Origin of the sequence: Nonomuraea harbinensis (assembly GCF_019396385.1) — a bacterium.
GTDB classification, from domain to species: Bacteria; Actinomycetota; Actinomycetes; order Streptosporangiales; family Streptosporangiaceae; genus Nonomuraea; species Nonomuraea ferruginea.
The window spans coordinates 57,121-74,337 of record NZ_JAHKRN010000026.1 but is presented as its reverse complement, the minus strand read 5'-3'; the positions used below and the strand labels follow the sequence as shown (position 1 = coordinate 74,337).

The window sequence follows — 17,217 nt, the reverse complement described above, 5'->3', positions numbered from 1 at the left end:
GTGACGATGATCTTACCGGGACGATCACCGGGATCGTCCCGTCCACCGGCGGTACGCGACCGGACGGCTGGATCCGATCTCCATGCTGGCACACGCGCGCCGCGAAGGCACTCACGCGCGTAAGCCTCCACCCTACGGCGTGCCCGCCCCAGCACCGGACGCCTCGCCGGTATCGGCGCCTTTCAGGGGTGCTTTCCCGGGCCCGTTCCAGAGTGCGGACGCCACCCTGATCAGGCGACTTTGACCGGTGCTTCCACCAGGAAAGTGAGCTATGGTCGGCCTCATGGCGACCCGGAGCATCACACGTGGCTCCACCCCGTTTCTCGCGGTGGTGGGCCTGCTGCTGCTTGCCCTGGTCATGGTCGCCTCCACGCCTCGCTGGGCCGGGGTCCACCCGGTGCAGCAGCGCGTCCAGACCGCGGGGGTGATGACGCCCGGGTCGGAGGTGACGGCGGTGTCGACGCTGCCGCACCAGCAGGTCAGGGCCGAGCACCTGCCCCGCCTGTGGCCGGCGCGCCAGCGTGCCGAGACGGTGTCCGTCAGGCACGCCCCGTCCTGGCCGGAAGCGGGCTCGGCCGCCATCCGCGGCCCCCAGCAGCCGGGTCATCGCGCGGCCGGCTCCCGGAGCCCGCCGCCCGTCTAGAGATCTTCCCTCCCCGTGCTGTCGCGGCGCGGGGCCTCCTCGGCGTACGCGCCGGATCTCTCAGGCTAGGAGCGATGCCTCATGGCTTCATTGCAGACACTCATGCAGGACTACGACCAGCACCGTGCGCGGCTTGAGGAGCTGCGCGACCTGCTGGAGGAGCGGCTCGCCGCCGCTCGCGCCGACCTGTCGGCCGCCGTGACGGCGGGTTCCGCGGCGCTGGCCGGGCTCGCCCGCCGGGAGAGCGACGCGATCGAGTCGGCGCTCGCCCGGATGGACCGCGGCCTGTACGGCACCTGTGTGCGTTGCGGCGCCTTCATTCCGTACGGTGTGCTGCGCCGCATCCCGCACGAGCAGCTCTGCCTCGCTTGCGCCGGCACCAGGGAGCAGCAGGGGCCCTCCGGCGCCACCGAGATCCCGGCGCCGCGCCCGGCCCCCGCGGGAGTCCCGGAGCGGAGCCGGCCCGAGGCGGCCGTCCCGCCGGGACCTGGAGCCGGAGACGAGGCGGGGAACGGGACGTGACCGGGAACGGCCGCGTTTCCTGGCTGGACGACAGGGCCGCGGTCGATCTCGGCACCGCGCGGATCCGCCTGATCGGTTTCGGCCACCCTTCGATCGTCGACGAGCCGTCCGGCGTGCCCGGCTCCGCCCGGCCGGTCAGGCACGGCCTGGTCGCCGACGTCGCCGCCTGCGCGCGGCTGGTCGACCAGGTGCTGCGCACCGCACTGCCCGAGGGCGCGCGGACGCCCGGCCGGGTGCTGGTGGGCGTGCCGGTGACCGCCTCGCCCGCCGAGCGGGCCACGGTCACCGGCATCGTCGAGCGGGCCGCCGGCTGTCCGGCGACCGTGGTGGAGGAGCCGCTGGCCGCCGCGCTCGGCAGCGGCCTGGACATCACCGGCCCGCGCCCGCGGCTTCTGATGGACGTCGGCGCGGGCATCATCGAGGCGGTGGTCATCAGGGACGCCGCCGTCACCGACGCCTTCGCCGTCCAGCTGCCCGCCGATGGCGACGGGTCGCTGCCCGCGCACGTCCAGGACCGCGTCACCGAGATGGCGGCCGAACTCCTGGCCCGCCTGCCGGCCCGGCTGCGCCCGGCGGCGCGCGAGGGCGGGCTGATGCTCACCGGCGGCGGCGCGGCGGAAGCCGGGCTGGCGGGGCGCCTGTGCTCCAGGCTGCGCATGACGGTGAGCAGCGCCCCCGAACCCGCGCACGCCACCGTGCGCGGGCTGGCGCGGCTGTGCCTGCCTCCCATGGCGGCACTGCTCGCCCTTCCCACGGCCTGAGCGCCGTCCCCTCTTCCGCAGCTACGAACACCTCTCTCTCACGTAAGGACGCATTCCATGACCCAGCACGACGAGCACGTCATGCTCAGCGAAGTCCAGGTCCAGACCATCAGCGAGAACCTGCAGAGCCAGCTCATGTGGCGCGCCTCCAGGCTGGACGAGCTCCGGGCACTGGTGGAGGGAGGCGGTGGCACGGACGACGGCTCCAAGCAGGGCGTGCTGGCCGACCTGGCCGCCACCGAGCGGACCATCACCGAGATCCGCGACGCCCTGGAGCGGCTGGCGGACGGCAGCTACAGCCGCTGCGCCGACTGCGGCACCAGCATCCCGTTCGAGCGGTTGAAGATCAGGCCGCTGACCCGGCACTGCGTGCCCTGCCGTCAGCGGCACGAAGCCCGCTGAGCATCCGGTCCAGATAGCCGCGCGTCTTTCCCGGGGCGCGCCGCAGGCAAGACTTACGATTGGGAAACGGTCGGTAACGAAACCGCCTTGATCGGCCATGATTGTCTCGGCGCGCCGTTGACGTCTCACGGCCGGGAGTTCGTGCACGCTCGGGGAGGAAAGTGCTGGGAGCGCGGGTCGGGACTGGGCGGCGACGGGGTAAGGGGCTCCGGTGAGATCGCAGGTCGTGCTGCGCTACCTGCCGTTCGCCGTGCTGCTCGCGGTGGCGGTGACCGACCTGATGGCCGGCCGCGATCTGGGTTTCCTCCCGCTGCTGACGCTGGGCCCGACGTTCGCCTCCGTGTACGGGAGCGTGCGCAGGACCGCTTTCGTGGGCGTGGCGGCGCTGGCTCTGTGCGTGCCCCTGGCCGCGTATCAGGGCACGCTGCTGACCCGGCAGAACAACATCACCATCGCCACGGTCGCGGGCGTCACCGCGGCCAGCATGATCGTCAGCCGCCTGCGGCTGCGACGCGAGCGCGAGCTGGCCAATGTGCGCCTGGTCGCCGAGGCCGCCCAGCGGGTGCTGCTGCGGCCGGTCCCGCGCCGGGCCGCCGACCTGCGGATCGCGCTGTCGTACACGTCGGCGGCGGCGGAGGCGCAGATCGGCGGTGACCTGTACGAGGTGGTCACGACACCGCACGGGGTGCGGCTGCTGATCGGCGACGTGCAGGGCAAAGGGCTGACCGCGGTGGAGACCGCCGCGTGGGTGCTCGGCGCCTTCCGCGAGGCCGCGTACGACATGAGCGAGCTGACCGAGGTGGGCGAGCGGCTGGAGGCCAGCCTGGGCCGCCACCTGAGCGCGGAGACGTTCGTGACGGCGATCCTGGCCGAGGTGCACGACGAGGAGATCTCGCTGCTGAACTTCGGGCATCCCGCGCCGCTGCTGATCCGCGGCGAGGGGAAGATCATCACGGTGGATCCGCCGGAGGAGAGCCTGCCGCTGGGGCTCGGAGCGCTCGCGACCGACCGGCCCAAGCCGCACCGGGTGGCGTTCGGCGTGGGCGACCAGATCCTGCTGTTCACCGACGGGGTGATCGAGGCGCGCAACCGCGCCGGCGACTTCTACCCGCTGACCGACCGCACCGGGCTCCTGCTGGCCGGTGAGCCGCAGGAAGCCCTCGACGCGCTGCGCGCCGACCTGATCCAGCACGTCGGCGGGCCGCTGCCGGACGACGCCGCGATGCTGCTGCTGCGCCGCCATCTCTCCTGAGTAGATCCCTCCGCTGGACCTTTCCGGGCCTTCGCGCGTAGTGTGTTGGACAGTCGTCCAAGGCGTTCGTCCAAAAGGAGGGTGTATGACAGCGGTTCCGACGAGGCGGCGGCTGCTCGACGCGGCCGTCCCACTGATCGTGGAGGCGGGCTGGGGCGGGGTGTCCACGCGGATGGTGGCCGAGCGGGCGGGGGTCGCGCCGGGGGTGGTGCACTACCACTTCTCGTCGGTGACGGACCTGCTGGCCGAGGCGGGCACGGAGGTGACGGGGCGGCTGCTGGAGGAGTTCGCGGGCGGCCTGGCGCGGCACGCCGACCTCGGCGACGGGGTGCGCTGGATGGTGGCCGAGCTGGGCCGCTATCCGGGCACCGACCCCGCGTCGCTGCTGGTCGCGGAGCTCTACCTGGCCGCCACCCGGATCCCGGAGCTGCGGGAGCGGCTGCGCGGGCAGGTCGGCGGGTTCCGGGCCGTGGTGGCGGCGTGGCTGCGCGAGCGGGGGCACGAGGGCGACGCGGACGCGGTGGCGGCCGTGCTGGCGGCGGCGATGGACGGCATCGTGCTGCATCGCGCGCTCGACCCCGCCCTCGATCCGGACCGGCTGGCCGCGCCGCTTCTGGCCCTGGTGCGGGAGGGGACGCGATGAGAGCGGTGGTGTGCGGCGCCGGCATCGCGGGGCTGACGCTGGCCTGGCATCTGGAGCGGGCCGGGTGGGACGTGGAGCTGGTGGAGCGGGCCGGGTCGTTCCGCGACGACGGCTACATGATCGACTTCTACGGCCCGGGTGCCGAGGTGGCCGCGCGGATGGGGCTGAGCGAGAGGCTGCGCGAGCTGCGTTACGAGGTGAACGAGCTCGGCTACGTGGACGGGGACGGGCGCACCACCAGCCGGCTGACGCTGCCGCCCGGCGCGTACGGGGTGACCAGCCTGCTCCGGGGCGATCTGGCGCGGGCCGTCGCCGACCGGGTGCGCTCGCCCGTGCGGTACGGACTCACCGTGGACGCGGTGGAGCAGGGCTCGGGCGGCGTGCGCGTCCTGCTCTCCGACGGGACGTGGCGGGACGCCGACCTGCTGGTGGGCGCCGACGGCGTGCACTCGCGGGTGCGGGAGCTGGTCTTCGGGCCGCGGGAGCGGTTCGTGCGCTACCTGGGCCACCACGTGGCCGCGTACTCGCTCGACGACGAGGAGCTGAGCCGGCGGGTGGGCGTGCGCTACCGCATGCTGACCGTTCCCGGGATGATGGCCGGCGCGTACGCGCTGCGCGGCGGCCGGCTCGCGATGCTGTTCCTGCACCGCGAGCCCGATCCGGCCTGGCCCGCCGCCCCCGCTGCCGCGCTGCGTGAGCGGTACGGGCACCTGGGCTGGATCCTGCCCCGGGTGCTGCCGCACTGCCCGGACCCGCCGGAGCTGTACTACGACCAGGTGAGCCAGGTGGAGATGGACGCGTGGAGCCGGGGCCGGGTGGTGCTGCTGGGCGACGCCTGCCAGGCGGTGTCGCTGTTCGCCGGACACGGGGCGTCGCTGGCGATGGCGGCGGCCCGGGTGCTCGCGGAGGAACTGACCGGTGGCGGGCCTGACGTGCCCGGCGGAGGGCTCCTGGCGGATGTGCCCGCCGCGTCGGCGCGTTACGAGGCGCGGATGCGCGGGCCCGTGGCGCGGGTGCAGCGGTTCGGCCGCCGGTTCGTCAAGTGGATGGCGCCGCCGAGCCGGGGCCGGATCGCGGCCCGCGACTGGCTGCTGCGGCTGGCCGCGCTGCCGGGCGCGGGCCGGTTGCTGGCGGGCAGGCTCGGCCCAGGAGGTCACGAGCTGTTCAGCGCTTCACCTCGTGCACCTGGCTCCTGGCCGGAGCGCTGATGCGCACCTTGCTCCCCCAGCCGGTGTAGCGGGTGTCGACGCTGATCGTCTCGCCGCCGTTGTGGCTGCGCCGCCACGGTCCGGAGGCGGCGGGGAAGGTGGTGACGAGCCTCTGGGGGAGCTCGCCCGCGCTCAGTGTGAGCCGGTACTCCAGCACTTCCGGATCCGTGGGTTTGATCACCTTGGAGAGCCGGAACCAGGAAGAGATCTTCCACAGCTCTGCTTCGCTGATCTTGCCGGTGTACGTGCGCCCGGACTTCTCGCCGGAGGTGATCAGCGCCTTCAGCGTGGCGGGCTCGGCCGGGTTGATCGTCTGGCTGTACCGACCGCCCAGGCCGAGAGAGGCGCGGGGGAGCTTGACCCAGGTCTTGCCCTCCGGCGCGCTGCGGGACAGGATGCCCCCCTTGACGTAGGTCCGCTTGCCGACGGCGATCACCCGCTCGTCGTCCACGATGCCTCCGAGGTGGTCCGCGTCGTTCTTCACGGTGCGGGCACGCACCTCGACGGCGGCGGCGCCCTTCCGGTCCAGCGTCAGCTTCCCGGTGCGGCGCAGCGCCGCCGTCGTTCCCTCCAGGTCGATGTACGAGATGGTGTCGGTGAACTTCAGCCCCGTGCCCTTGGCCAGCCGCTTCTGCAGGACCTTCACGGGGTCGGCCGGGGCGGTCGCGTGGGCGGGGGCGGCGGCGAGGAGGGCGGCGGCGCCCGCCAGCGCGGCTATGGCACGCTTCATCGGATGTCCTTCATGATCAGTACGGGATCGGGGCATCCTCGCAGACGATCATCACGGGGACGTCTCGGGGCCGTGTGAAACGATCGAGCCGAGCGTTGTCCCCTCACCCAGAAAGACGCGCATGGAGCCTGTCATCCACCACTTCAGGGCCTCCGGGGTCTCCTTGGTGATCGAATGCCCCTCCGACGCCCTGCCCGCCATCCTGCACTGGGGGCCAGACCTGGGCCCGCTCGACTACCGGGCGCTGGCCGCGCTGGTCTCCTCGCTGCGGCCCCGCCTCGACCTGACCTCCGACGTCCCCGTACGCACCGGCCTGGTCCCCGAGGCGCGCACCGGCTGGACCGGCATGCCCGGCCTGCGGGGTCACCGCGCGGGGCGCGACTGGTCGCCCGCCTTCACCGCCGTCACGTACGGGCTCGAAGAGGGCGGCGGGGTGCGGGCGCTCACCGCGGAGGCCGCCGACCCGCGCGCCCGGCTCACGCTGTCGCTCACCGTCGAGCTGCACCCTTCGGGGCTGCTGCGGGCCAGGGCCGGGCTGCGCAACGACCACGCGGACCCGTACACGCTGGAGGCGCTGCACCTGGCGCTGCCGGTGCCCGCCGTCGCCACCGACCTGCTCGACCAGGCCGGCCGCTGGTCCAAGGAGCGGGTCCCGCAGCGGCGGCCGATCACCGTCGGCACCCACCTGCGCGAGGGCCGCCACGGCCGGACCGGCGCCGACGCCGCGACCGTGCTGTTCGCCACCACCCCGGACGCGGGCTTCCGGCGCGGCGAGGTGTGGGGGGTGCACGTCGCGTTCAGCGGCAACCACCTCTCCTACGCCGAACGCGTCCACACCGGCCGCACCCACCTCGGCGGCGGCGAGCTGCTGCTGCCGGGCGAGGTCGTGCTCGCCGAGGGCGAGTCGTACCCGGGGCCGTGGATCTACGCGGCGTACGGGCGCGGGCTCGACGAGGCCGCGCACCGCTTCCACGGCTTCCTGCGCGCCCGCCCGTCCCATCCGCCGGCGCCGCGGCCGGTGGTGCTCAACACGTGGGAGGCCGTCTACTTCGACCACGACCTGGACCGGCTGACCGAGCTGGCCGACCGGGCGGCCCGGATCGGCGTGGAGCGGTTCGTGCTGGACGACGGCTGGTTCAGGGGCCGGCGCGACGACCGGGCCGGGCTCGGCGACTGGTACGTCGACCCTGAGGTGTGGCCCGGCGGGCTCAAGCCTCTGGTGGAGCGGGTGCGGGCGCACGGCATGGAGTTCGGGCTGTGGTTCGAGCCGGAGATGGTCAACCCGGACTCCGACCTGGCCCGCGCCCATCCCGAGTGGATCATGGGGGCCGGTGACCGGCTGCCGCCCACCGCCCGTCACCAGCAGGTGCTCAACATCGCGCACCCGGACGCGTACGCCTACGTCAAGGAACGGCTGCTGGCCCTGATCGGCGAGTACGACATCGACTACGTCAAGTGGGACCACAACCGCGACCTGGTCGACGCGGGCTGGGCGGAGACCGGCAGGCCCGCGGTGCACGAGCAGACGCTCGCCCTTTACCGGCTGCTGGCCGAGATCCGCGCGGCCCGTCCGGGGCTGGAGATCGAGTCCTGCTCGTCCGGGGGCGCCCGGGTGGACCTGGGCGTCCTGGAGCACACCGACCGGGTCTGGGCCAGCGACTGCATCGACTCGACCGAACGGCAGCAGATCATGCGCTGGACCGCGCAGCTGCTGCCGCCGGAGCTGATCGGCAGCCACGTCGGCGCGCCCCGCTCGCACACCACCGGCCGCGTCCACGCGCTGCCGTTCCGCGCGGTGACCGCGTTCTTCGGCCACTTCGGGCTGGAGTGGGACCTCACCACGCTGACCGAGACCGAGCTGGCCGAGGTGGCCGGCTGGATCGAGCTGCACAAGCGGCACCGGGAGCTGCTGCACACCGGGACGGCGGTGCGGCTGGACGAGGCGCCTGAGGGCTTCCAGGCGCACGGGGTGGTGGCCGGTGACGGCTCCGAGGCGATCTTCGCCGTCGCCATGCTGGCGCTGCCCGTCACCTGGCCACCGGGCCTGCTGCGGCTGCCGGGGCTCGACCCCGGCACCGCCTACCGCGTCCGCCCGCTGACGCCGGTGCGCTCCCGGCCGCGGAACGGCGACCCGGTCTGGGTCACGGGCGAGCACGTGCTCACCGGCCGGGCGCTGGGCGTGTCCGGCATCGGGATCCCGTCGCTGTCTCCGGACGACGCGGTGCTGATCCACCTCACGGCGGTGTGACGGGCGACCGGCGGTCAGTCCGGCCGGCTCTGCCGCCGCCGTTCCTCCGCCAGCTCCTCGCGGAGCCGATCGAGCTCGGCCTCCAGTTCGAGGATGCGTCGGACGGCGACCAGCGTCATCCCCTGGTCGGTCATCCCGATGACGTGGCGCACGACCAGGATGTCGCGGCGCGAGTAGCGCCGCTGGCCGCCCGGTGAGCGCCGGGGGCTGATCACGTCGTGCTGGTCGAGGCGGCGCAGGAACGCCTGCTGGACCCGGAGCATGTCGGCCACCTGCCCGAGCGTGTAGAGCGGCGCGTGATCGTCGTCGATCGGCAGCTGGGACATCATGGCCTCCTCCGGGGCGGGGGGCGGGGAGCCGCCCCCCGCGCGGTGCGGCGTCAGCGCCTGATGGCCTTGACGTCCGCGCGCTGGATCTCGACCTTGCGCGGCTTGGCGCGCTCGAGGACGGGGATCCGCACGGTCAGGACGCCGTCCGCGTAGGCGGCGTCGATCTTGTCGCTGTCGAGGTGCTCCGACAGGTAGATCCTGCGGGTGAACGCGCCCATGGGACGCTCGCGGACGAAGAGACGCTCGTCCGCGCCGGTCTCTTCCTCACGGTGGGCGCTGACGCTGAGGACACCCCGGTCGATGGTGACCTCGATCGAGCCGGGGTCGATGCCCGGCAGGTCGAAGCGGAGCACCACGTCGTCGTCGCGGCGCAGGCCGTCCATCGGCATGACGGCTCCGCCGGCGCCGAAGGCCTGACGGGTGAGCCGGTCGAACTGGCGCTCGAACTCCTGCAGGAACGGGTCGACGGTCGTCAGGAGCATGTCTGAACCTCCTCGCTGGCTAGGCGCTAACCTCCAACTGCATTTGTAGGTTACGTCAGACTCCACGAGAAGGCAACCGCCTCCGCGTCAGCCGCCGGGCAGGGCGCGGAACACGGTCCCCTCCCCCGTCAGCGGCAGCTCCGGGGCGTTCGCCGGGACGAACGCCGACTCGCCGGGACCCAGGGCGAGCCCGCCCGCGACGGCGTGGCCACCGGTGCACAGCAGGATCTGCGGGACCCCGCCCGGCACGGTGTGCGCGGCCCCCTCGGCGAGGTCGTGGCGGACGAGCGCGAACTGGGTGGCCGGCGGGTGGTAGCCGTGCCTCCCGTCGTCCGCGGACGGCCGGACCCGGTGCGGCGGCGCGGGCGTGAAGTCGACGATCCGCATGAGCTCGGGCACGTCGCGGTGCTTGCCGGTCAGGCCGCAGCGCAGCACGTTGTCGGAGTTGGCCATGATCTCGACCCCGACGCCGCCCAGGTAGGCGTGCGGCACCCCGGCGCCGAGGAAGATCGCCTCACCGGGCTGGAGCCGTACGTGGTTGAGCAGCAGCGCGGCGGCCACACCCGGATCCCCCGGATAGGCACGCGCCAGCTCCGCGTACACCGCGAGCCCGCCCGCGGGATCGGAGCCGCCGCGGGAGGGCGCGCCGGTCAGGGCGTGCTCCACCGCTTCGCGGGCGTCCTTGGAGGCGTCGCCGAGCATGTCCTGGAAGACCTCGCGGAGCGCTTCACCGGCGGGGCGGGCGCGCAGGGTCTCCACCCAGCGGCCCGTCTCGGGGATGTCCAGGCTCTCCAGCAGGTCCGCCGCCTCGTCCGGCGCGCGGAAGCCGCAGAGCCCGTGGAACGGCGTGAGCGCGCACACCATCTCCGGCTTCGGGAACGGGTCGCGGTAGGTGCGCGCCGGGTCGCCGATCGGCACCCCGGCGGCCTCCTCCCGGGCGAAGCCGGCCCGCGCCTGCTCGGCCGTCGGGTGCACCTGCAGCGACAGCGGGCCCGCCACCGCCAGCACCTTGAGCAGGTAGGGCAGGCCGGGGCCGGACGCCCCGGCCATGCCCAGCGGGTCACGGGCGATCAGCTCGGTGAGCGGGACCCCGCCCACGGTGGACGGGGCCGCGGGGTGGGCCCCCATCCACATCTCCGCTTGCGGTTCGCCGGTCGCGGGGGTGCCGAACAACTCGGGGAAGGCGGTCGGCGACCCCCACGCGTAGGGCTGGATCACCGGCGCCAGCCGCATCGGTGCCGTCACGTCGTCTGCTCCTCTGGGACGGGGCTGCGGGACGGCACCAGTCTAGGGACGATCGATCAGCGGGCCGCGTCGCCGGGCCGGTCGTACGCCCCGGTCACGGCCGGGCTCAGCGGTCCACGTACAGCCTGCCGAACTCGGCCTGCGGGGTGCTGCCGGCGAAGTTGCGGTCCACCTCGGCCCGCTCGGCGGCGCTCGGGTTGGGGTTCGTGCAGCTCACGGGGGCGCTGGAGCCGGACATCAGGTCGGTGCAGCGGCCGGTGCGCCGGTCGGGCAGGCCCAGGATGTGGCCGATCTCATGGGCGGCGATGCGGACCGGGTGGTAGCCCTGGTTGGTGGCCTGCCGGCCCATCCAGATCCGGCCCCGGCCCAGGCTGGTCGGCTGGGCGCGGGGCCAGCCGTTGTCGGCGACGACGACGAAGTCGGCCGGCGTGCCCGCGACGAGCCGGACATTGACGACGCTGGCGTTCCAGATCTGCGCGGCCTGGTCGACCGCGCCGCGGAACTCCGCCGCCCGGCTGGCGTCGTAGCGGAGCACCCTGACCAGGGCGGTGGCCTGCGCGGGTGTGGCGGCCAGCAGGAAGGCCAGGGTGAGGATGAGAGAGAGCGCGAGACGGAGGGGTCTTGGCATCGTGTCTCCTCGGACAGTGGGGGTGCTGTCACGGTAGACGCGACGGCATCGTCCGGGGACAAGGCACTTTGCCCCTATCACCGCGGTATGGGCTCACCGGTCCTCTCGGTAGTCGGCGGCGACGCCGATGAGGGAGATGAGGCCGGCGGCGAACTCCATGGCCTCGGCGTGGCCCTCGGCGAACGGCGGCTGGAAGCCGACGCCCTCCCAGGCCCCGGTCCGCGGGTTCCACAGGTCGCTGCCGACCTCGAAGTCCCACCCGTAGACGCCGTGGTCGTACCAGAGCTCGTCGGCGGAGTTGCCCGCGGCCGAGTAGAGCACGTCGGTGACCGGCCCGGTCTGCTGCGGCCAGGTGACGGTGCCGCGCTCGGCGGCGATGGCCTCCAGGATGGTGCGGGCCGAGCGCAGGAAGTACGCCTCCTGCTGACGGCTGGGCCTGGGCAGGGTGACGCGGCCGTCGAGCCGGTAGGCGCCGGGCGGCCACATGAAGTAGCCGCCGTAGCTGTGCACGTTGAGCGCGAACCGGATGTTCGGGTACGTCTCCGCCAGCCAGATCACGTTGCGGCTCTCCGGCTCGGAGTGCTCGCCCGGCCCGGCGTAGGTGCCGCTCTGACAGTTGGCCGAGGCGCCGAAGTAGCCGTCGAACAGCGAACCGACCGCGTAGTTGCGGTTGACGTCCACGCCCCAGGTGTTGCGCAGCGCCGGGTCGGACTGGGCGGCCGGGCAGTGGTTGGTCATGTTCTTGCGCTGGGCGTTGAAGTCGTAGAAGGAGTAGTTGGCGCCGTCGGGGTTCACGGTCGGGACGATGAAGATGTCGGCGCGGCGCAGCAGCTTCCTGGTGGCCGGGTCGCGCGGGTAGTTGCGCAGCAGCCGCTCGGCCGCCTCGATGGTGACCAGCGGCGTCACCCACTCCCTGGCGTGCTCCTGGGCGTAGGCGAGGACGCCGGTGCGCGAGCCGTCCCGGTGCGTGCCGATGCGCAGCGCCAGCACCCGCCACGGCTCCCGCGACACGTCCGCGGGCGCGCCGAGGAAGTCGCTGAGCTGGGTGAGCGGCGCGGGCGCCAGGACGCCCGCGCCCGGGTCGGTCCGGTACGTGGCGGCGGTCACCGGGCTGCCCGGCGCGCCGGTGATCGCGGCGGCGACCTCGGCGGCGGTGCTCACCGGGGCGCCGGAGCCGTCGGTGGCCAGGCTGACCCTGACCTGCTTGCCGTCCACGACCACCGCCAGCGTCCGGTCGGCCGCGCCCGGGTCGGACAGCTCCACGGCCAGGTCGTTGCCGCCTTCCGACCCGTACGCGCGCGAGGTGACCACGACGGCGGCGCCCGGCGGGGTGCCGATCAGGGCCTGGGCGTGGCGCCGGTAGCCGTTGGTCAGGTGGGGCAGCTCGATGATCTCGGTGAGGGCGGGGAAGCGGCGGTGCAGGTCCTTGACCCGGGCGTTGAGCTGCGCGGGCGGCATGTACTGGGTGATGAAGTCCTTCTGGTAGCCCGGCCGGTCGCGGTCGGGCCGCTCGCCGTCGGGCCACTCCCCGACCCGCGCCTCCGCCACGCCACCCGCGGCGGAGGTGATGGTGACGCGGTCCGGCCTGACGCCGGCGGGCACCGGGACGCTGAACTGGTGGCCCAGATAGGCGCCGGCGTCCACGTACGGGACCATCTCGACCTGGCCGGTCGCGCCGCCCTTGCCCTTCCAGGTCACGGTGAGCGCGGCGTCGGCGCCGGCGCTGCTGGACGCCTCGACCGACAGGAAGTAGCCGTCGCGGGACTGGAACCACACCGCCCGCTCGACCACGATGCGGTCCTTCGTGCCGCCGCGGTCCTCGGGGGCGGGCGCCGGGGTGCCGGTGGCCAGGGTGGCGCCGAGCGGGCGCAGCTCGGCCAGCCCGCTGGGGGTGACCACCGCGTCGACGCGGATGCTGCCGTCGGGCTGCGGCCGCACCCGGCCGGTGAGGTCGGCGCCCGAGCCCACCAGCCGCTCCAGCGCGGCCCGGTCGGGCACCGTGAGCGTCACCAGCGAGGCGGGCTCCGGATCGGCGGGGCCGGCGACCGCCGGGAGCGACGGCTCGGCGGCCACGAACGTCGTGAGCACCATCGCCAGGACAACTGCGGACGCCCGTGAGCCACGCATCGGTTCCTCCGGTGATCGCCGTATGGCCGTCATTGAAGGCCGAACCGGCGACTCCGGCAAGACCCAAGGTTCCGTCGCGAGGGTACTGCGCTGATCGATCTCGCCCCAGCACGATGGGCGGGTGTCTGGACATTCCCGCGTCACCGTGCGGCGCGTCAGGGCGGACGACGCCGAGGAGTTCGTCGCGCTGTCCGGCGCGAGCCGGAGCCTCCATCACGGCTCAGCCGCACTCGCCTACCTGGACGTCGTCCTGGGCCACCTCGCGCTGGACGACGCCCAGGACTGGAATGAGGCTACTGCCGGGGTGCGGCGGGGGCGGTCGAGCCGCGTACCACGAGTTCGGTGGCGAGCTCGATGTGGTGGGAGTCGATCCGTTCGCCGGCGGCCAGGCGCAGGGCCCGCCGGAGGGCGACGCCGCCCATCTCGCGGAGCGGCTGGCGGACGGTGGTCAGCGGTGGTGAGGCCATGCGGGCTATCTGGGTGTCGTCGAAACCGACGACGCTGAGGTCGTCGGGGACGCGCAGGCCGCGCGCCCGCGCGGCCTCCATCACGCCGAACGCGGTCTCGTCGCAGCCGGCGAAGATCGCGGTCGGCGGTTCGGGGAGGGCGAGGAAGCAAGCGCCGGCCTCCACTCCGTCGCCGTAGCGGAACCTGCGGTGCTGGATGTACTCCTGGCGCACCGCCACGCCCTCGGCCTCCATGGCGGCGCGGTAGCCGTGCAGCCGCGCCTGGTTGCACGCCGCCGTGGCGGGGCCGCCCAGGTAGGCGATGCGCCGGTGGCCGAGGGAGAGCAGGTGCTGGGTGGCGGCCAGCCCGCCGGCGAAGTTGGTCGACCCGACGCTGGTCACGCGGGTGCGCGGCAGGTTGAGCGGGTCGATCACCACCAGGGGCAGGCCGGCCTCGGCCAGGGCGGCGAGCTGGGCGGCGGTCAGCTCGCTGGTGACGGCGACCAGCGCGCGCCGGCCGGTCGCCGCCAGTTCCCTGGCCCACCTGCTGGTGCGCTCGGAGCCCTTGCGGATGCTGATCACGACGGACACGCCGAGTTCGCCGCCGGCCCGCACCGCCCCCTGGATGATCTCGTTGGAGTAGGCGTTCAGGTCGGAGTCGAACTGCAGCTCGACGGTGCCCGCGGTCTCGTCGCGCCGGGGCGGCGGGGCCACGTAGTCGTGCTGCCGCAGCGCCGACAGCACCAGCGAGCGGGTCGCCGGCGCGACGTCGCTGCGGCCGTTGAGCACCTTCGAGACGGTCGCGACCGACACGCCGGCGGCGGCCGCGATCGTGGCGAGCGTGGCGCGCTTGGCCGGCACGGCTAGTCCCGATCCCCCGCCGGGTGCACGTCCACCGGTGTGAACAGCCGCCTGTCGTGGCCGACGGCCCGCAGCGGCCCGGTGAGCCGGACGGTGCCGGCGCACGGCAGGTCGCGGGCCGAGGTGCCGGCGAGCACCTCGATGTCGCCGGGCTCGACGATCCGCTGCAGGTCGCGGCCGGTGAAGGCGGTGCGGTCGGCGTGCACGCGGAAGCGCACGTCGGCGGCGGCCCCCGGTTCGAGCCGGACCCTGGCGAACCCGGCGAGCTGCCGCACCGGCCGGGTGACCTGGGCGAGCATGTCGTGCAGGTAGAGCTGGACGACCTCGTCCCCGGCGCGGGCGCCGGTGTTGCGGACCCGGAGGGAGACGGTGAACTCGCCGTCGGTGGGCACCTCGGTGTCGCTGATCCGGAACTCGCCGAGCTCGAAGGAGGTGTAGGAGGTCCCGTACCCGAAGGGGAAGAGCGGGGTCGGGTCGAGGTTGCTGATGCCGTCGCTGTCGGCGCCGAGCGGCGGCTGCAGGTAGGTGTGCGGCTGGCCGCCAGGGGTGCGCGGGATCTGCACCGGCAGCCTGCCGCCGGGCTGGACGCGGCCGGACAGCACGCCCGCGATGGCCGCGCCGCCCTCCTCGCCGGGCATGAACGCCTGGACGAGCCCGGCCGCCCTGGGGTGGATCTCGCCGAGCGCGTACGGGCGGCCGGAGACGACGACCACGACGACCGGCGTGCCGGTGGCGGCCAGCTCGGTCACCAGGTCCTCCTGGACGCCGGGCAGGCGCAGGTCGTCGGCGTCGCAGCCCTCGCCCGAGGTGCCCTGCCCGAACATGCCGGCCAGGTCGCCGACGACGACCACGCACAGGTCGGCGTCGCGGGCCGCGGCGGCAGCGGCGGCGAACCCGGAGCGGTCCCCGTCGCGCACGTCGCAGCCGCGCTCGTAGGCGATCTCGGCGCCCGGCAGCTCGGCGCGGAGCGCGTCGAGCACGCTCGGCGCGTCGATGCCGAGACCGAGTCCGGGGTAGCGGGGCAGCACGTGGTTGGGGAAGGCGTAGCAGCCCATGAACGTGCGCGGGTCGTCGGCGCACGGCCCGACGACGGCGATCCGGCGCGGGGCGGTGCGGCCCTCGCCGAGCAGGGGCAGCGCGCTGCCCGCGTCGAGCAGGACGACGGACCTCTCGGCCAGTTCGCGGGCCAGCTCCCGATTGGCCTGCGAGTCCAGCTCGACGGTCTCGGCGCCGGTCACCGAGGACTGCGGTGTCCAGTCCGGGTCGAGCAGCCCGAGCTGCGCCTTCTGGGTGAGCAGGCGGCGCACCGCCCGGTCGATCAGCTCCTCGGGCAGCTCGCCGCGGCGCACCCGCTCGGCCAGGTGCTGGCCGAAGCCGAGGGTGTCGGGCAGCTCGACGTCGAGGCCGGCGGTGAGCGCCTGCACCCCGGCCTCGCCGGCGTCGGCGGCCACGAGGTGCATGGTGGCCAGGAACGGGATCGACCAGTAGTCGGAGACGACGGTCCCGGTGAACCCCCAGTCGTCGCGGAGCACCTCGGTCAGCAGCCACGGGTCGATGGCGGCGGGGACGCCGTCGACGTCGGAGTAGGAGTTCATCACCGAGCGGGCGCCGCCCAGCTCGATGGCCGACTCGAAGGGCGGCAGGATCATGTCCATCAGCTCGCGCCGGCCCATCGGCACCGGGCCGTGGTTGCGTGCCGCCCGCGAGGCGGAGTAGCCGGCGAAGTGCTTGAGCGTGGCGATGACGCCCGCGCCCTCCAGCCCGCGCACGTACGCGGAGCCGATCATCGAGACGAGGTACGGGTCCTCGCCCATCGTCTCCTCGACCCGGCCCCACCGGTAGTCGCGGACCACGTCCAGCACGGGCGCCAGGCCCTGGTGCACGCCGACGGCGCGCATGTCGCGCCCGATCGCGGCGCCCATCCGGGCCACCAGCTCGGGGTCGAACGTGGCGGCCCAGGCGATCGCCGCCGGGTAGACCGTCGCGCCGTACGTGGTGAAACCGGTCAGGCACTCCTCGTGGACCAGCGCCGGGATGCCGAGCCTGGACTGCGCGATCACCTCACGCTGCAACCGGACCACCTCGGCGGCGCCCTCGGCGGGGCTCACCGGGCGGCTGCCGTGCACCCGCGTCAGATGGCCGATGCCGTGGCGGACCGCCTCCTGGAACGGGGAGGTGTTCGACGCGGCGAACACGTCCTGCAAAGGGGCCACGTTGCCGGTGCCGCCGTCGCCCGGATCGGGGGCGGAGACGGGCTCACCCATGGTGTTGCCCTCCCACCGGCTGCCGAGCTGCGCGACCTTCTCCTCCACCGTCATCTCCGCCAGCAGGGCGTCCACCCGCTCCCCTACCGGAAGCGCGGGATCCTGCCAGGGACGGAGGGCTTGGCCCGCCGCCGGCCGATCTAGAGCCGTCATTGATCGCTCTCCTTAGAGGCGGCTCTTGCCGCAAAGTTTCGAAACATTTCGGACGCGCTGCGCGGGGGTGGCATGGGAGCGCTCTCGGCTCCAGATCACCCAGCGTGGCGCCCGTGCGAGCGTATCCCACTCGTCTCGCTCTTGCCGAGAGGGAGTTTCGTGCGGGGAGAGGTTGACACCCCTTCGGCCGAAATCTAGATTGGCGTGCCACGCGGTCGTTTCGAAAATGTTTCGACACTGTGGAGCCGCGGCACCATCCCCCGGCGTTCGAGT

At 73.7% G+C, this 17,217-nt stretch carries 16 protein-coding genes; 8 read left to right on the top strand and 8 right to left on the bottom strand.

Going from position 1 to position 17,217, the window contains the following annotated elements; genetic code table 11:
• Positions 1–283 precede the first annotated feature (283 nt).
• The 7 genes from KME79_RS25530 to KME79_RS25500 all read left to right on the top strand — a co-directional run bounded on the left by KME79_RS25530 (position 284) and on the right by KME79_RS25500 (position 5,431).
• Positions 284–643: a hypothetical protein gene (locus KME79_RS25530; protein ID WP_148031526.1), complete on the top strand. Its 360-nt coding sequence runs from the start codon at positions 284–286 to the stop codon at positions 641–643.
• A gap of 81 nt (positions 644–724) precedes the next feature.
• On the top strand, positions 725–1,165 hold the full coding sequence (locus KME79_RS25525; RefSeq protein ID WP_219546646.1) for a TraR/DksA family transcriptional regulator: 441 nt from the start codon (positions 725–727) through the stop codon (positions 1,163–1,165).
• Positions 1,162–1,926: a rod shape-determining protein gene (locus tag KME79_RS25520; RefSeq protein WP_219546645.1), complete on the top strand. Its 765-nt coding sequence runs from the start codon at positions 1,162–1,164 to the stop codon at positions 1,924–1,926. Before KME79_RS25525 ends, KME79_RS25520 begins: the two co-directional genes overlap by 4 nt.
• 57 nt (positions 1,927–1,983) lie before the next feature.
• The gene (locus KME79_RS25515; RefSeq protein ID WP_148031523.1) at positions 1,984–2,328 is read left to right on the top strand and encodes a TraR/DksA family transcriptional regulator; all 345 of its coding nucleotides are present in this window, start codon (positions 1,984–1,986) and stop codon (positions 2,326–2,328) included.
• Between the two features lie 211 nt (positions 2,329–2,539).
• Complete coding sequence (locus KME79_RS25510; protein ID WP_219546644.1) at positions 2,540–3,580, top strand: PP2C family protein-serine/threonine phosphatase; 1,041 nt, start codon at positions 2,540–2,542, stop codon at positions 3,578–3,580.
• Between the two features lie 85 nt (positions 3,581–3,665).
• Positions 3,666–4,223 carry a TetR/AcrR family transcriptional regulator gene (locus KME79_RS25505; protein WP_219546643.1) on the top strand — a complete coding sequence of 186 codons (558 nt, stop codon included), beginning with the start codon at positions 3,666–3,668 and terminating at the stop codon, positions 4,221–4,223.
• Positions 4,220–5,431 (top strand): FAD-dependent oxidoreductase, encoded by a 1,212-nt coding sequence (locus tag KME79_RS25500; protein WP_219546642.1) that lies wholly within the window; start codon positions 4,220–4,222, stop codon positions 5,429–5,431. Before KME79_RS25505 ends, KME79_RS25500 begins: the two co-directional genes overlap by 4 nt.
• Here KME79_RS25500 and KME79_RS25495 read toward each other — a convergent pair.
• Positions 5,388–6,161 carry a hypothetical protein gene (locus tag KME79_RS25495; RefSeq protein ID WP_219546641.1) on the bottom strand — a complete coding sequence of 258 codons (774 nt, stop codon included), beginning with the start codon at positions 6,159–6,161 and terminating at the stop codon, positions 5,388–5,390. The genes KME79_RS25500 and KME79_RS25495 overlap by 44 nt on opposite strands.
• A gap of 121 nt (positions 6,162–6,282) precedes the next feature.
• Between KME79_RS25495 and KME79_RS25490 the strand changes: the two genes are divergently transcribed.
• Positions 6,283–8,409, top strand: coding sequence for an alpha-galactosidase (locus tag KME79_RS25490; RefSeq protein WP_219546640.1), 2,127 nt, complete (start codon positions 6,283–6,285; stop codon positions 8,407–8,409).
• A 14-nt stretch (positions 8,410–8,423) separates the two neighbouring features.
• Here KME79_RS25490 and KME79_RS25485 read toward each other — a convergent pair whose 3' ends face one another.
• The 7 genes from KME79_RS25485 to KME79_RS25455 all read right to left on the bottom strand — a co-directional run bounded on the left by KME79_RS25485 (position 8,424) and on the right by KME79_RS25455 (position 16,944).
• Positions 8,424–8,738, bottom strand: coding sequence for a MerR family transcriptional regulator (locus tag KME79_RS25485; RefSeq protein ID WP_219546639.1), 315 nt, complete (start codon positions 8,736–8,738; stop codon positions 8,424–8,426).
• Between the two features lie 50 nt (positions 8,739–8,788).
• On the bottom strand, positions 8,789–9,220 hold the full coding sequence (locus KME79_RS25480; RefSeq protein WP_148031517.1) for an Hsp20/alpha crystallin family protein: 432 nt from the start codon (positions 9,218–9,220) through the stop codon (positions 8,789–8,791).
• Positions 9,221–9,307: 87 nt separating this feature from the next.
• Positions 9,308–10,465 (bottom strand): mannose-6-phosphate isomerase, class I, encoded by a 1,158-nt coding sequence (gene manA / locus KME79_RS25475; RefSeq protein WP_308249048.1) that lies wholly within the window; start codon positions 10,463–10,465, stop codon positions 9,308–9,310.
• Between the two features lie 106 nt (positions 10,466–10,571).
• Positions 10,572–11,093, bottom strand: coding sequence for a snapalysin family zinc-dependent metalloprotease (locus tag KME79_RS25470; RefSeq protein WP_219546638.1), 522 nt, complete (start codon positions 11,091–11,093; stop codon positions 10,572–10,574).
• A gap of 93 nt (positions 11,094–11,186) precedes the next feature.
• Positions 11,187–13,220, bottom strand: coding sequence for a M14 family zinc carboxypeptidase (locus KME79_RS25465; RefSeq protein ID WP_219546637.1), 2,034 nt, complete (start codon positions 13,218–13,220; stop codon positions 11,187–11,189).
• A 293-nt stretch (positions 13,221–13,513) separates the two neighbouring features.
• A complete protein-coding gene (locus KME79_RS25460) occupies positions 13,514–14,527 on the bottom strand; it encodes a LacI family DNA-binding transcriptional regulator (protein ID WP_219546636.1) in 1,014 nt (337 codons plus the stop codon).
• Positions 14,528–14,529: 2 nt separating this feature from the next.
• Positions 14,530–16,944 carry a beta-xylosidase/alpha-l-arabinosidase gene (locus KME79_RS25455; protein WP_219546635.1) on the bottom strand — a complete coding sequence of 805 codons (2,415 nt, stop codon included), beginning with the start codon at positions 16,942–16,944 and terminating at the stop codon, positions 14,530–14,532.
• Between the last annotated feature and the right edge of the window lie 273 nt (positions 16,945–17,217).